Source organism: Pseudomonas sp. GW456-E7 (assembly GCF_059424105.1).
On the sequence record NZ_JBWKZB010000005.1, the window covers coordinates 49702 to 65357 of the forward strand.

Annotated in this window: 11 protein-coding genes; 5 read left to right on the top strand and 6 right to left on the bottom strand. The window is 61.3% G+C overall.

Annotation, left to right across the window (positions count from 1 at the left end):
* Window positions 1-5: 5 nt before the first annotated feature.
* From sthA to AC07YV_RS05575, 3 genes are all read right to left on the bottom strand, one after another.
* A complete protein-coding gene (gene sthA, locus AC07YV_RS05565) occupies window positions 6-1400 on the bottom strand; it encodes a Si-specific NAD(P)(+) transhydrogenase (RefSeq protein WP_007972111.1) in 1395 nt (464 codons plus the stop codon).
* A gap of 207 nt (window positions 1401-1607) precedes the next feature.
* On the bottom strand, window positions 1608-2645 hold the full coding sequence (locus AC07YV_RS05570; protein ID WP_173900788.1) for an FAD:protein FMN transferase: 1038 nt from the start codon (window positions 2643-2645) through the stop codon (window positions 1608-1610).
* Between the two features lie 311 nt (window positions 2646-2956).
* The gene (locus tag AC07YV_RS05575) at window positions 2957-4420 is read right to left on the bottom strand and encodes a glyceraldehyde-3-phosphate dehydrogenase (protein WP_015095946.1); all 1464 of its coding nucleotides are present in this window, start codon (window positions 4418-4420) and stop codon (window positions 2957-2959) included.
* 363 nt (window positions 4421-4783) lie between these two features.
* Between AC07YV_RS05575 and mfd the strand changes: the two genes are divergently transcribed.
* Genes mfd through AC07YV_RS05590 form a run of 3 tightly spaced genes read left to right on the top strand, consistent with a single transcriptional unit; the run spans window position 4784 to window position 11522 of the window.
* On the top strand, window positions 4784-8233 hold the full coding sequence (gene mfd / locus AC07YV_RS05580) for a transcription-repair coupling factor (RefSeq protein ID WP_102698735.1): 3450 nt from the start codon (window positions 4784-4786) through the stop codon (window positions 8231-8233).
* A gap of 10 nt (window positions 8234-8243) precedes the next feature.
* Window positions 8244-8822: a CsiV family protein gene (locus AC07YV_RS05585; protein ID WP_007974034.1), complete on the top strand. Its 579-nt coding sequence runs from the start codon at window positions 8244-8246 to the stop codon at window positions 8820-8822.
* A gap of 6 nt (window positions 8823-8828) precedes the next feature.
* On the top strand, window positions 8829-11522 hold the full coding sequence (locus AC07YV_RS05590) for a DEAD/DEAH box helicase (RefSeq protein ID WP_102698736.1): 2694 nt from the start codon (window positions 8829-8831) through the stop codon (window positions 11520-11522).
* Window positions 11523-11662: 140 nt separating this feature from the next.
* Here the strand turns inward: AC07YV_RS05590 and AC07YV_RS05595 are convergent, their stop codons facing one another.
* The 3 genes from AC07YV_RS05595 to AC07YV_RS05605 all read right to left on the bottom strand — a co-directional run bounded on the left by AC07YV_RS05595 (window position 11663) and on the right by AC07YV_RS05605 (window position 14289).
* Complete coding sequence (locus AC07YV_RS05595; RefSeq protein ID WP_102698737.1) at window positions 11663-12400, bottom strand: S-methyl-5'-thioinosine phosphorylase; 738 nt, start codon at window positions 12398-12400, stop codon at window positions 11663-11665.
* A gap of 12 nt (window positions 12401-12412) precedes the next feature.
* Window positions 12413-13423, bottom strand: coding sequence for a beta-N-acetylhexosaminidase (nagZ, locus tag AC07YV_RS05600; protein WP_056722002.1), 1011 nt, complete (start codon window positions 13421-13423; stop codon window positions 12413-12415).
* 158 nt (window positions 13424-13581) lie between these two features.
* Window positions 13582-14289 (bottom strand): TetR/AcrR family transcriptional regulator, encoded by a 708-nt coding sequence (locus AC07YV_RS05605; protein ID WP_102698738.1) that lies wholly within the window; start codon window positions 14287-14289, stop codon window positions 13582-13584.
* Window positions 14290-14518: 229 nt separating this feature from the next.
* Between AC07YV_RS05605 and lexA the strand changes: the two genes are divergently transcribed.
* Together lexA and sulA are read left to right on the top strand one after the other, a co-directional pair.
* A complete protein-coding gene (lexA, locus tag AC07YV_RS05610; protein ID WP_007974043.1) occupies window positions 14519-15127 on the top strand; it encodes a transcriptional repressor LexA in 609 nt (202 codons plus the stop codon).
* Window positions 15128-15137: 10 nt separating this feature from the next.
* Complete coding sequence (gene sulA / locus AC07YV_RS05615; RefSeq protein ID WP_015095952.1) at window positions 15138-15614, top strand: SOS-induced cell division inhibitor SulA; 477 nt, start codon at window positions 15138-15140, stop codon at window positions 15612-15614.
* Window positions 15615-15656: the final 42 nt, after the last annotated feature.

Below are 15656 nucleotides of genomic sequence, written 5' to 3' on the forward strand. Positions count from 1 at the left end.
GCCGCTCAAAAAAGCCGGTTGAGGCCGTCGTACGCCGCGACCCGATAGGCTTCGGCCATGGTCGGGTAGTTGAACGTGGTGTTGACGAAATACTTCAGGGTGTTCTGTTCGCCCGGCTGGTTCATGATCGCCTGACCGATGTGCACGATCTCCGACGCCTGATAACCGAAGCAGTGAACGCCCAGCACTTCCAGGGTTTCACGGTGGAACAGGATCTTCAGCATGCCTTGCGGCTCGCCGGCAATCTGCGCCCGCGCCATGCTCTTGAAGAACGCCTTGCCGACTTCGTACGGCACCTTGGCCTGGGTCAGCTCCTGCTCGTTCTTGCCGATCGAGCTGATCTCCGGAATGGTGTAGATGCCGGTCGGCACGTCATTCACGAAACGCCAGCTGCCGTTGTCGACAATGCTGCCAGCGGCCGAGCGGCCCTGGTCGTGGGCGGCACTGGCCAGGCTCGGCCAGCCGATCACGTCACCGGCGCCATAGATATTCGGCACGCAGGTGCGATACGCCTCGTCGACTTCGATCTGGCCACGACTGTTGACCTTCACGCCGATGTTTTCCAGACCCAACTGATCGGTGTTGCCGGTACGGCCGTTGCACCAGAGCAAGGCGTCGGCCTTGATCTTCTTACCGGACTTGAGATGCAGGATCACGCCGTTGTCCACGCCTTCGACGCGGTCATACTCTTCGTTGTGGCGAACCGTGATGTTGTTGTTGCTGAAGTGATAGCTCAGGGCCTGGGAGATTTCCGAGTCCAGGAAGCTCAGCAACTGGCCACGGTTGTCCACCAGCTCGACCAGCACACCCAGGCCGCTGAAGATCGAGGCGTATTCGCAACCGATCACGCCTGCGCCGTAAACGATGAGTTTGCGCGGGGTGTGGCCGAGGCTGAGGATGGTGTCGCTATCGTAGATACGCGGGTGGTGGAAATCGATGTCCGCCGGGCGATACGGACGCGAACCGGTGGCGATGATGATGTGCTTGGCCACCAGTTTCTCGACCACGCCGTTGGCGCAGACCACTTCGATGGTTTGCTCGTCGGCGAAGCTGCCGGTGCCGAAGAACACGTCGACGCGGTTGCGGGCGTAGTAGCCGGTACGCGAAGCGACTTGCTTGGAGATGACTTTCTCGGCGCTTTTCAGCACGTCCGGGAACGAGAACCAGCGCGGCTCACCAATGGCCCGGAACATCGGGTTGGTGTTGAACTGCATGATCTGCCGCACCGAGTGACGCAGTGCCTTGGACGGGATGGTGCCCAAGTGAGTGCAGTTGCCGCCGACCTGGCGACGGCTATCGACCATCGCCACCTTGCGCCCTGCCTTGGCGGCGTTCATTGCCGCGCCTTCCCCCGCCGGGCCGGAACCCAACACCACCACGTCGTAGTTGTAGACAGCCATGCGTACTCCTCAGAACAGGCCGCGGCACCCTCGGCACCTGCGGCTAAATCACGCCAATCTGTGGCATGAAGGAACAATTTGGGGCCAGTGCAGAACCCGGACACAGTCTATAGAAGCGTCAACGCCGGGCACATTAACCCTTGGTCGCGTCGTAGGCTACTTTTGCCTGCGCTACAACGCCAGTTTTCAATGCTCAAATCGCCGAAATCATTCGGTTTTTTTGCCACTGAGGCGTTCAAAAGCGTGACTGCTGCGTGTGACGAAACCTGTATCGGCACGAATCACAAAAAATGCGCCGATATCGTGTTTTTCCGCGAAGTCCCAACCGCGCTCCGGGCCGAGAATCAGCAACAGCGTCGATAAGCCATCGGCCATCAGCGCTGAAGGATGAATCACCGTGACGGACGCCAGGGCGTGTGAGACCGGCGCACCGGTGCGGGCATCGAAGGTGTGGGAAAAACGTTGCCCGCCCTGCTGGAAATAATTCCGGTAGTCGCCGGAAGTTGAAAGGCCATAACCGTCGACCACAATGACGCGCTCGGCCACCTGCCGATCATCCCGCGGCTCTTCCAGGGCAATGCGCCATGGCGAGCCGTCGGGTTTCTTGCCGGCCGCCTTGAGCTCGCCTGTCGCCTCCGCGAGGTAGTCGTGGATGCCCATCGCCTCGAGTCTTGCGGCAATCGTGTCCACCGTATAACCGGCGGCGATGCTGTTGAAATCGACCTCGACGGCGGCGTCCTTGCACAACGTGTCGCCATCGATGCGCAAGTGCTGGTGACCGACGCGCTGGCGGGCTTCATCAAGCGCTTCGGCGGCCGGGACCTTCTCCTCTCGGGCCTGCGGACCAAATCCCCAGAGGTTCAGCAATGGCTCCACCGTCAGATCGTAGGAACCCTCGCTTTGCACGGACAGTTGCTCGCCCACGCGGACCAACTCGAGGATCGACGCCGGCATTGCCTGACAGCGGTTGGCCGGTAATGCATTGAAGCGCTCGATGTCCGAGTCGCTGCGGTAGGTCGACATGCGCAGGTCCACATCAGCGAGGATTTGCTCGACCTGGACACGGACTTCGTCCGGCGCCGGAAGGCCGGCATGGCGTACGTACTTGATCGAATAAGTGCTGCCCATGGTCGGACCGCTGAAGCTTTCCAGGGCGTCGCTACTGCCACAGCCTGATAGTGCGCCGAGCAGCAAAAATGCCACCCCCTGCCACCTGATCAACAATTCCCGAGCTCCCCAATACATCCCCTGACACGCCGCCAGGGCCAGCCATTATGCGATAGAACTGTGGGAGCGGGCTTGCTCGCGAAGAGGCCAGCACACTCAACAGAGATGTCGACTGATCCACCGCTTTCGCGAGCAAGCCCGCTCCCACAATTTTGATCTTCAGTGACCGCCAATCCCACGGCCGGCCACAATCCCTGTGGGAGCGGGCTTGGTCCGGGCGGCGATCCGACGAAGAGGCCAGGCCGAATAACACATCCATCAACAGACAAAAGCAGCCCAAACAAAAACGCCCCGAACAAAGTCGGGGCGTTTTCATGTGCGGCTAAGGCTTAGCGCGGGAATGCTGGCGGGTTTACACCGGCCATGTCTTCCATCACGCGAACCACCTGGCAGCTGTAACCGAACTCGTTGTCGTACCAGACGTACAGAACAACGCGGTTATCCTGGGTGATGGTCGCTTCAGCGTCCACTACGCCTGCGTGGCGCGAGCCAACGAAGTCGGTGGAAACCACTTCCTGGGAGCTCACGTAGTCGATCTGCTTGTGCAGGTCCGAGTGCATGGCCATCTGGCGCAGGTACTCGTTGATCTCTTCGCGAGTGGTGGCCTTTTCCAGGTTCAGGTTCAGGATGGCCATCGACACGTTCGGCGTAGGAACGCGAATCGCGTTGCCGGTCAGCTTGCCCTTGAGCACTGGCAGTGCCTTGGCGGCTGCGGTGGCGGCACCGGTCTCGGTGATAACCATGTTCAGCGGCGCGGCGCGGCCACGACGGCTGCCCTTGTGGAAGTTGTCGATCAGGTTCTGGTCGTTGGTGAACGAGTGAACGGTTTCGACGTGGCCGTTGACGATGCCGTACTTGTCGTTGACTGCCTTGAGCACCGGCACGATGGCGTTGGTGGTGCAGGAAGCCGCCGAGATGATCTTGTCGTCAGGGGTGATGTCGCCGTGGTTGATGCCGTGCACGATGTTCTTCAGCGCGCCCTTGCCAGGTGCGGTGAGGATCACGCGGGCAGCGCCCGGGCAGGCCAGGTGCTGGCCCAGGCCGTCGGCGTCACGCCATACACCGGTGTTGTCGACGATCAGAGCGTTTTCGATGCCGTACTGGGTGTAGTCGACTTCGGTCGGGCTCTTGGCGTAGATAACCTGGATCAGGTTGCCGTTGGCGGTGATGGTGTTGTTGGCTTCATCGATGGTGATGGTGCCATCGAACGGACCATGCACCGAGTCACGACGCAGCAGGCTGGCGCGCTTGACCAGGTCGTTCTCGGCGCCCTTGCGGACAACGATGGCACGCAGGCGCAGGCCGTCGCCGCCACCGGTTTTCTCGATCAGGATGCGCGCCAGCAGACGGCCGATACGACCGAAGCCGTAGAGGACAACGTCGGTGCCTTTGCGGGCCGATGCGTTTTGCTGGCCAACCACGTCGGCCAGTTCTTCACGGACGAACTGCTCGGCAGTACGGCCATTGCCTTCGGCCTTGAATTTGGCCGCCAGCTTGCCCAGGTCCACCGAGGCGGCGCCGAGCTTGAGTTCGCTCATCGCCTTGATCAGCGGGAATGTTTCGTGGACGGACAGCTCGCTTTCGTCGGACTGACGGTGACGAGCAAAGCGGTGAGCTTTGAGAATCGCAATGACTGAACGATTGATCAGGCTGCGGCCATAGATCGAGCTCACCACGTTGTTATTGCGGTAGAGCTGACCGATAAGCGGAATCATCGCTTCTGCGAGTGCTTCACGGTCGATCCATTCACCAAGACACTGGTCGGGCTTCTGAGTCACGGGAACCTTCCACATGTAGGGGCAGAAAAAAGGGGCTACATTATGCCGCCGAGTGACAGCCGTAGCAATGCGCGCCCGTCGTGCTTTACGTAACAATTCGTCGTTCAAAAAAATTGCGCCTCGCGCAAACCCAATAAAACCGGGGCTTTCAGCGCAGTCAATTTTTTGGAGGTCGCGCTACCTTATCCGTAACCCTCCGTAACACTCGTTGTATTTGCCACTACATATTCAATAACTTCCGGCAAAAAACCGCCGAATTTTGTCTTTACCACTACATTTCACCAAACCCGTGCTTTAGACGCAGTCAGCAACTGACAGGCGGCATCGTAGGCCGCTACAATTACCGACTTTGTCGCAACGCTTGGAGCTCAACCTTCCGTGCCCGTTCTGCGTCTACCGCTTCTCCCTGCCGCGGCAGGTAAACAGCACTGGGGCAATCTGCCCGGTGCCGCCCTGAGCCTGGCCATCGCCGAGGCCGCCAGCGCTGCCAAGCGCTTTACCCTGCTGCTGACCGCCGACAGCCAAAGTGCCGAACGGCTGGAACAGGAGCTGGGTTTCTTCGCCCCGGATTTGCCCGTACTGCACTTTCCCGACTGGGAAACCCTGCCCTACGACCTGTTCTCGCCGCACCAGGACATCATTTCCCAGCGCATCGCCAGCCTGTACCGGTTGCCGGAGCTGAGTCATGGCGTACTGGTGGTGCCGATCACGACCGCCCTGCATCGCCTGGCACCGACCAAATTCCTGCTCGGCAGCAGCCTGGTGCTGGACATCGGCCAGAAACTCGACGTCGAGCAAATGCGCACCCGGCTTGAAGCCACGGGTTATCGCTACGTCGATACGGTGTATGAACACGGCGAGTTCACCGTTCGCGGCTCGTTGATCGACCTGTTCCCGATGGGCAGCAAGTTGCCGTATCGCATCGACCTGTTCGACGACGAAATCGAAACCCTGCGCACCTTCGACCCGGAGAACCAGCGGTCCATCGACAAAGTCGACTCGGTCAAGCTGTTACCGGCCAAGGAGTTTCCGCTGCAGAAAGAAGCGGTCACCCGTTTCAAGGCGCGCTTCCGTGAGCGTTTTGACGTCGACTTCCGCCGCTGCCCGATCTTCCAGGACCTGAGCAGCGGGATCACCCCGGCCGGCATCGAGTACTACCTGCCGCTGTTCTTCGAAGAAACCTCGACGCTGTTCGATTATTTGCCCCAGGACACGCAAGTGTTTTCCCTGCCGGGCATCGAGCAAGCCGCAGAAAACTTCTGGAACGACGTGCGCAATCGCTATGAAGAACGCCGCGTCGACCCGTCCCGTCCTTTATTGCCGCCCGCCGAACTGTTCCTGCCGGTAGAGGATTGCTTTGCCCGCCTGAAAAGCTGGCCGCGGGTGGTTGCCAGCCAGCAGGACGTCGAGCCCGGCGTCGGTCGCGAACGCTTCCCCGCGCGGGAACTGCCGAACCTGGCCATCGAAGCCAAGGCCACCCAGCCGCTGGCGGCGTTGGCCGGTTTCCTCGACGAGTTTCCCGGGCGCGTGCTGTTTACCGCCGAATCCGCAGGCCGTCGCGAGGTGCTGCTGGAACTACTGGAACGCCTGAAGCTGCGACCGAAAACCGTCGACAGCTGGCCGGATTTCGTCGCTGGCAAAGACCGCCTGGCGATCACCATCGCGCCGCTGGATGAAGGCCTGGTGCTGGACGATCCAGCCCTGGCCCTGGTAGCCGAAAGCCCGTTGTTCGGCCAGCGCGTGATGCAGCGCCGTCGCCGCGAAAAGCGCGCCGATGCCAACAACGATGCCGTCATCAAGAACCTCACCGAGCTGCGCGAAGGTGCGCCGGTGGTGCACATCGACCACGGTGTCGGCCGTTACCTGGGCCTGGCAACCCTGGAAATCGACAACCAGACCGCCGAATTCCTTGCCCTGGAATACGCCGAAGGCGCCAAGCTCTACGTACCGGTGGCCAACCTGCACCTGATCGCCCGCTACACCGGCAGCGATGACGCCCTGGCCCCGCTGCACCGCCTCGGTTCCGAGACCTGGCAGAAGGCCAAGCGCAAAGCCGCCGAACAGGTACGCGACGTGGCCGCCGAGTTGCTCGACATCTATGCACGCCGCGCCGCTCGCGAAGGCTACGCTTTCGCCGATCCGAAAGCCGACTACGCCACCTTCAGCGCCGGCTTCCCGTTCGAAGAAACCCCGGACCAGCAGACCACCATCGAGGCGGTGCGCGAAGACATGCTCGCGCCCAAGCCCATGGATCGCCTGGTGTGCGGCGACGTCGGCTTCGGCAAGACCGAAGTGGCGATGCGCGCCGCGTTCATCGCGGTGCACGGTGGTCGCCAAGTGGCGATCCTGGTGCCGACCACCCTGCTCGCCCAGCAGCATTACAACAGCTTCCGCGACCGCTTCGCCGACTGGCCGGTGACCGTGGAAGTGATGAGCCGCTTCAAGTCGGCCAAGGAAGTGAATGCCGCCGTCGCCGATCTGGCCGAAGGCAAGATCGACATCGTCATCGGCACGCACAAGCTGCTGCAGGACGACGTGAAGATCAAAAACCTCGGTCTGGTGATCATCGACGAGGAACACCGTTTCGGCGTGCGCCAGAAAGAACAGCTCAAGGCCCTGCGCAGCGAAGTCGACATCCTGACCCTGACCGCCACGCCGATTCCGCGCACGCTGAACATGGCGGTGTCGGGCATGCGTGACCTGTCGATCATCGCCACCCCGCCAGCCCGCCGCCTGTCGGTGCGCACCTTCGTCATGGAGCAGAACAAGAGCACGGTCAAAGAGGCCTTGCTGCGTGAGTTGCTGCGTGGCGGCCAGGTCTATTACCTGCACAACGACGTGAAGACCATCGAGAAATGCGCCGCCGACCTCGCCGAGCTGGTACCGGAAGCACGGATCGGCATCGGTCACGGGCAGATGCGCGAGCGCGAACTCGAACAGGTGATGAGCGACTTCTACCACAAGCGCTTCAACGTGCTGATCGCCTCGACCATCATCGAGACCGGCATCGACGTACCGAGCGCCAACACCATCATCATCGAGCGTGCGGACAAGTTCGGCCTGGCCCAGTTGCACCAGCTGCGCGGCCGGGTCGGACGCAGTCACCACCAGGCCTATGCCTACCTGCTGACGCCACCGCGCCAGCAAATCACGCCGGACGCGGAAAAGCGCCTGGAAGCGATCGCCAACACCCAGGACCTCGGCGCGGGCTTCGTGCTCGCCACCAACGACCTGGAAATCCGTGGTGCCGGCGAACTGCTCGGTGACGGTCAGAGCGGGCAGATCCAGGCGGTCGGCTTTACGCTGTACATGGAAATGCTCGAACGCGCGGTGAAGTCGATCCGCAAGGGCGAGCAGCCGAACCTCGATCAACCGCTCGGCGGTGGTCCTGAAGTCAACCTGCGGGTACCGGCGCTGATTCCGGAAGACTACCTGCCGGATGTCCACGCCCGCCTGATTCTCTACAAGCGCATTGCCTCGGCCACCGATGAGGACGGCCTCAAGGATTTGCAGGTGGAGATGATCGATCGTTTCGGCCTGTTGCCGGAACCGACCAAGAACCTGATCCGCATCACTGCATTGAAGCTGCAGGCTGAGCAACTGGGCATCAAGAAAGTCGATGGCGGCCCGCAAGGCGGTCGCGTCGAGTTCGCTGCGCAGACGCCGGTCGACCCGCTGACCCTGATCAAGCTGATCCAGAGCCAGCCAAAACGCTACAAATTCGAAGGGGCCACGATGTTCAAGTTCATGGTTCCGATGGAGCGCCCGGAAGAGCGCTTTAATACTGTAGAGGCGCTGTTCGAGCGCCTCGTTCCGAAAACTGCTTGAAGGACGCCGCATGCGCCTGTTCCGCTCACTGACCCTGCTGACCCTTTTGATGCCAGCGCTGGTCGCCCCCACGGCCTTTGCCGATGACCTGTATCAGGTCGAAATGATTCTGGTCCGGCAAAACGCCGTGCCGGCGATTGTCAGTCGCGCCGCACCGGAAGACTGGGCCGCTGGCGCCCAACCCGTCAGCCCCGACAGCCTGCGCACGCCAAGCCTGAATGGCGAGGTGGAAAAACTCACCAGCAGCGCCGACTACACGGTGTTGCTGCACAAGGCCTGGCAACAGACGCTCGGCGAAAACGCCAGCAAAGTGGCGATCAGCGACGGCAAGGAACAATATGGTCAGTTCCCGATCGAGGGCACGCTGAGCATGAAGCTGGGACGCTTTACCGACGTCGACGCCGATTTCTGGGTCAATCAGATTGATGCCAATGGCATGGTGACAGCCAGCGAGCGCTTGAAACAGGAAAGCCACACCAAGAACGGCCAGTTGAACTTCCTCGACAACGGCCACCTCGGCCTGCTGATCAAGATCACTTCGCTGACCGCCCCCGCCCCCCGAGCAGCTCCCGAAGAAATTCCGGACTGATTCCCCATGTCCGCGACCCTGAGCAAACCCCTGGCACCATCCTGGGTCAGCCGATTCAAGGAACAGAGCCTGGAACGCGGTCGCCGTTACGCGCTGGAGAATCGTGTCAGGATCGTCGAGGCCGGCGACGCAACCATAGTCGCCGCATGCGAAGGCTCGGGCGGTAACGTCTACCGTCAGACCATTCGCCTGCGCGAGTCAGCCAAAGGCACGCTGCTGATGGTCGATGCCATCTGCTCCTGCCCGGTCCACAACAACTGCAAACATTGCGCAGCGGTGCTCCTGCAAGTGCAGGAAACCCTCGACTACCCCGCTGCCGCCAAAGACGCCGAACTCCTGGAAAAACTCCAGGCCGTCCTGGAAAACCGCAGCCCGAAAGCCCCGCCGCAAGTGCTGGTGGACAATGTGCAGCCGGTGCCACGCCTGTGGCTGGCCAGCATCGAGTTCAGCGCCTTCGAACCGCGCAACGGGCGAATGCAGCGTTACATCCAGCATCGTGCGGCGCTGTCCTTCAGCTATCTGGACGAATACGTTTCCGGACAGAAAAACACCGATATCCTGATTCGCCAGGAAACCCAGACGCTGCGGATAAAACGCCACCCGGACGTGGAACAGTCCTACAGGGAACAGTTGCGAATCCTCGGCTTCAAAGTCGCTACCCGGCAAAGCAAGGCCTTGCCAGAAAGTGCCGGCGAGCTGTTCGAAATGGTCAATGACAGCACCTGGTTGACCTTTACCCTCAATGAACTGCCGAAGTTGCGCACCCAGGGCTGGGAATTGCAGATCGACGAGGACTTCGGTTTCGACCTGACGGCGGTAGACGACTGGTACGCCACGGTCGAACAGGCACCGGAGCGCGACTGGTTCGACCTGGAACTGGGGATCATTGTCAACGGCGAGCGCCTGAGCCTGTTGCCGATCCTGCTCAACCTGATGCGCTCCCACACCGAAATCCTCAACCCGGAGCGCCTTGCCCGACGCCGCGACGACGAGTTGATCCTGGTCAACATCCCCCATCGCCCGAACTCCGAGCACGGCCCACTGCAAGTCGCCCTGCCCTTCGGCCGCCTGAAACCGGTGCTGGCCACCCTCGGCGAGTTCTACCTGCAGGAGCCCGGCGACACCACGTTGCGCCTGAGCAAGGCCGATGCCACGCGCCTGAACCCGCTGGAAGACATGCCACTGCTCTGGGAGGGTGGCGAACAGATCCGCACCTTTGCCCAGCGCCTGCGCGACATCAAGGACCACACGGCCGCCGCCCCGGACGGCCTGAATGCGACGCTGCGTCCGTATCAGCTTGAGGGCTTGAGCTGGATGCAATCACTGCGACAGCTTGAAGTGGGTGGCATTCTCGCGGACGACATGGGTCTGGGCAAAACCCTGCAGACACTGGCGCACGTGCTGAGCGAGAAAAACGCCGGCCGTCTCGATCGGCCGTGCATGGTGGTGATGCCGACCAGCCTGATTCCCAACTGGCTCGACGAAGCAGCGCACTTTACGCCGCAGCTCAAGGTCCTGGCGCTGTACGGCGCCAGCCGCAAAAAACACTTCGACAAGTTGGCTGACTACGACCTGATCCTGACCACCTATGCGCTGCTGCCCAAGGATGTCGAGCGCCTGGCGGCGCAGCCCTTACACATATTGGTGCTGGATGAAGCGCAGTACATCAAGAATCCGACCAGCAAGGCCGCCCAGGCTGCCCGCGAACTCAATGCCCGGCAGCGCCTGTGCCTGAGCGGCACACCGCTGGAAAACCACCTCGGCGAACTCTGGTCACTGTTTCACTTCCTCTTGCCCGGCTGGCTCGGTGACGTCAAAAGCTTCAACCGCGATTACCGCGTGCCGATCGAAAAACGCACCAGCGAGGTCAGGCTTCAGCACCTCAACGGCCGGATCAAGCCCTTCCTGCTGCGCCGCACCAAGGAACAGGTGGCCACCGAGCTGCCGCCGAAAACCGAGATCATCCACTGGGTCGAACTCAACGAGGCCCAGCGTGACGTTTACGAAACCATGCGCCTGGCCATGGACAAGAAAGTCCGCGACGAGATCACCCGCAAAGGCGTGGCCCGCAGCCAGATCATCATTCTCGAAGCGCTGCTGAAACTGCGTCAGGTGTGCTGCGACTTGCGCCTGGTCAACGAGGCGACCCTGCCAAGCCGTGGCAGCACCTCGGGCAAACTCGACAGCCTGATGGAAATGCTCGAGGAATTGTTCGAGGAAGGTCGGCGGATCCTGCTGTTCTCGCAGTTCACTTCAATGTTGTCGCTGATTGAGGATGAGCTGAACAAGCGTGGAATCGCCTACGCCCTGCTGACCGGCCAGACCCGCGACCGCCGCACACCGGTGAAGGAATTCCAGAGCGGCAAACGTCAGATTTTTCTGATCAGCCTGAAGGCCGGCGGCGTTGGCCTGAACCTGACCGAAGCGGACACGGTGATTCATTACGACCCGTGGTGGAACCCGGCGACGGAAAACCAGGCGACCGACCGGGCGTATCGCATTGGTCAGGAGAAGCCCGTGTTCGTTTACAAACTGATTGCGCGCGGCACGGTGGAAGAGAAGATCCAGCACCTGCAGAAGGAAAAATCCGACCTCGCGGCCGGCGTGCTGGATGGGCGCAAGGCCGGGGACTGGAAACTGCAGAGCGACGATATCGAGGCGTTGTTTGCGCCGTTGCCGGAAAATCTCGGAAAGCGCTGAGATTTGCGGTGCTTTTTAGTCCGCCATCGCGAGCAAGCTCGCTCCCACAGTGGCCGCGTCGAACACAAACTCTACGAACGCCACTAAACCTGTGGGAGCGAGCTTGCTCGCGATGAAGTCAACTCGATATCAAGCGGAGCTCAGCCCTTGAGCACCCGCGCCAACGTCGATTTCACCTTGCCCATGCCGTCATGCAACGCCTGCTCGATCTCGGCCATGGTAATCACCGCCGTCGACTTGCCCGCCGCCGGGTTTACCACCAGTGCCAGACAGGCGTATTCCAGTTCCAGCTCGCGGGCCAGGGCGGCTTCCGGCATCCCGGTCATGCCGACGATGTCGCAGCCATCGCGCTCCAGCCGGGCGATTTCAGCCACCGTCTCCAGGCGCGGCCCCTGAGTGCAGGCATACACGCCATGACTGCTGTAGCCCACACCTTCCGCCGCCAGCGCCGCGATCAATTGCTGGCGCAACGGCTCGCTATAGGGGTAGCTGAAGTCGATATGGGTGACGTGTTCCAGGTCATCGGAAAAGTAGGTGTGCTCGCGACCGCTGGTGTAGTCGATCAACTGATGGGGCACGCAGAAATGCCCGGTGCCCATGGCAGCATGGATGCCGCCCACGGCGTTGACCGCCAGAATGGCTTCGGCACCGGCCTGCTTCAGCGCCCAGAGGTTGGCGCGATAGTTGACCTGGTGCGGCGGAAAACGATGGGGATGGCCGTGACGCGCGAGGAACAGCACTTCCTTGCCGGCATACTCGCCGATCTGAACGTCGGCCGAAGGCGCGCCATAAGGCGTGTCCACTGCCAGTGACTGGCGAATGCTCAGGCCTTCGAGTTGAGTCAGGCCAGTGCCACCGATAATCGCGTAAACCGTCATAACGAACAGTCCTTAATCAATCAATTGAGCTTCTTTGAGCGCGCCGACAGCGGCCAGCCAGCGCGGGTCTTGACGGTATTCGGTGCTTGCAAACGACTGGCCGCGCATCCGCGCAATGCGCTCGGAAGGCTTGACCTTCAGGCGTTGCGCAGCGCTCAGGGCCAGTTCAGCGGCAGCGCGATCGTTGCACACCAGGCCCATGTCGCAACCGGCCGTCAGTGCTGCTTCGATACGGCTGGCGGCATCGCCGACCACGTGGGCGCCTGCCATGGACAGGTCGTCACTGAAGATCACGCCATCGAACTGCAACTCGCCGCGCAGGATGTCCTGCAACCAGCGGCGGGAGAAACCTGCGGGCTGGGAATCGACCTGTGGATAAATAACGTGGGCCGGCATGACCGCGGCCAGTTGCTTGCTCAATTTGGCAAACGGCACCAGGTCGTTGGCGCGGATCTCATCGAGACTGCGCTCATCATTCGGGATCGCGACGTGGGAGTCAGCCTCGGCCCAGCCGTGACCCGGGAAGTGTTTGCCGGTAGCGGCCATCCCGGCGCTGTTCATCCCGCGGATGAATGCACCCGCGAGCAAGGCCGCGCGCTCGGGATCACCTTCGAACGAACGGGTGCCGACAACGGCGCTGCGCTGGTAATCGAGGTCGAGCACCGGTGCGAAACTCAGGTCCAGGCCAACGGCCAGCACTTCGGTCGCCATGATCCAGCCGCACTGCTCGGCCAGGTATTCGGCGTTCGGGTTGTCGGCAATGGCACGCATGGCGGGCAGGCGCACGAAACCCTGGCGCAGGCGCTGCACGCGGCCGCCCTCCTGATCCACCGCCAACAGCAGATCGGGGCGAATGGCGCGAATCGCTGCACTCAGCTCGCGCACCTGACGCGGATGCTCGATGTTACGGGCAAAAATGATCAAGCCGCCCACTTCGGGCTGGCGCAACAATTGGCGATCTTCAGCCGTCAGCCAGGTACCGGCGACGTCCACCATCAACGAGCCTTGCAAGCCAGCAGTCATAAAAATTCCTTGATAACAGAAAACCCGACCCACACGCATTCGCCGCCAGGGGCTAGGCCTGGCAGATTGGCGAGTTCGATGGGAAACGGGTTCAGAACGAGAGTCGGCATGGGCGGCTAGCTTAGCGGATGTCAGCTGCCGCGCCCACCCGTGCGCGGTTAAACCTTGGCGGCAACCGGTGTCGATTTGCTGCGCGGACGCAATTGGGCAGTGGCCATGGCGGTATCGGTCACACCGGATTCGGCACGCATGCCGGCGGCCAGGAACGGCACCATCAGGCGCATGACCTGCTCGATCGAGGTGTTCACGCCGAAGTCGGTTTCAGCAATCGCGCGCAAGGCCTTGATACCGGACATGCTGAACGCTGCCGCACCCAGCATGAAGTGCACCCGCCAGAACAGTTCAATGGGCGGAATACGCGGCGCCGCTTCGTTGACCAGCATCATGTAGCGGCGGAACACCTTGCCGTACATGTCTTCCAGATAACGACGCAAGTGCCCCTGGCTCTGACTGAACGCCAGCCCCAGCAAACGCATGAAGATAGACAGGTCGTTGCCGCTGCGCGGCTGCACCACCAGGGCCTGCTCGACGAGGATTTCCAGCAACTCTTCGAGGGTCGGCTTGATTTCAGGCTTGGCCTGACGCCGCTCCAGCTCTTTATCGAGGCTGACGCAGAACGGCCCGAGGAACCGCGAGAAAACCGCCTGGATCAACGCCTTCTTTGAACCGAAGTGATAGTTCACCGCCGCCAGGTTGACACCGGCCTTGCTGGTGATCAGGCGCAACGAGGTTTCAGCGAAACCTTTTTCCGCAAACAACTGCTCGGCTGCATCAAGAATGCGTTCAACGGTTTCCGACTGGGCCATGGCTACTCCGCCTGACAAACACTTGTTTGAAACATACGTTTCAGCCTGTGCCTTGTCAAGTCTGGCAGTTCGTTTCGGGAATGGTCGGTCAGACATTTAACCACACAACGGCGAAGCTTCAATCCACTGACTGATTGACCGTCTGGCGGCGACTGAAAAATGGAGCATTGCCAAGACCGACTTACTGTATATAATCCCAGTCACTGTATAAAAAAACAGAGCGATCAATATGCTAAAGCTGACGCCACGACAAGCAGAGATTCTGGCTTTCATCAAACGCTGCCTGGAAGACAACGGATACCCTCCCACCCGTGCGGAAATCGCTCAGGAACTGGGTTTCAAGTCACCCAATGCGGCGGAAGAGCACCTCAAGGCGCTGGCCCGCAAGGGTGCCATCGAGATGACGCCTGGCGCCTCCCGTGGCATTCGCATCCCCGGCTTCGAAGCCAAGGCCGACGACTCCACCCTGCCGATCATTGGCCGGGTCGCAGCCGGCGCCCCGATTCTTGCGCAGCAACACATCGAAGAGTCCTGCAACATCAATCCTGCCTTCTTCCATCCGCGCGCCGACTACCTGCTGCGCGTCCACGGGATGAGCATGAAGGATGTCGGGATTTTCGACGGCGACCTGCTGGCCGTCCACACCACCCGCGAAGCCCGTAACGGCCAGATCGTGGTTGCACGAATCGGCGACGAAGTGACCGTCAAGCGCTTCAAGCGTGACGGCAGCAAAGTCTGGCTGATCGCAGAGAACCCCGAGTTCGCCCCTATCGAAGTGAACCTTCAAGATCAGGAACTGGTGATCGAAGGCTTGAGTGTCGGCGTGATTCGCCGCTAAAGGAGGCTCCATGCAGTTCCCACAGCCATCACCACAGCAAACCCAACTGCCGTTGTTCGAAGCGTTCATGGCACAGCCATTGGCGCCGATCCTGAAAGACGTAGTCGAGTCCCCCTGGAGCGCCGAGCCTGACGCTTTCAGCGAGCTGTCACTGCGTGGTGCAGCCGGGAACTGCCTGAGCCTTCTGGCACCGATCCTCAGGGAATTGAGCCAGGACCAGGACGCACGCTGGCTGACACTGATCGCGCCGCCCGCCAGCCTGACTCAAGCCTGGCTGCGAGATGCCGGCCTCAACCGCGAGCGCATTCTGTTGCTTCACCCCCGGGGCACCCAAAGTGCTCAGCAACTGACCTGCGAAGCCCTGCGTCTTGGGCGCAGCCATACAGTTGTCAGCTGGCTCAACCCGCTGAGCAGCCAATCCCGGCAACAGCTGATCAGCGCCGCCCGGACCGGGGACGCTCAGAGCCTGAACATTCGTTTGGGATAACTGACAGCCGGGGCGCGAGCTTAACCGCGCGAGGCTTCTCCA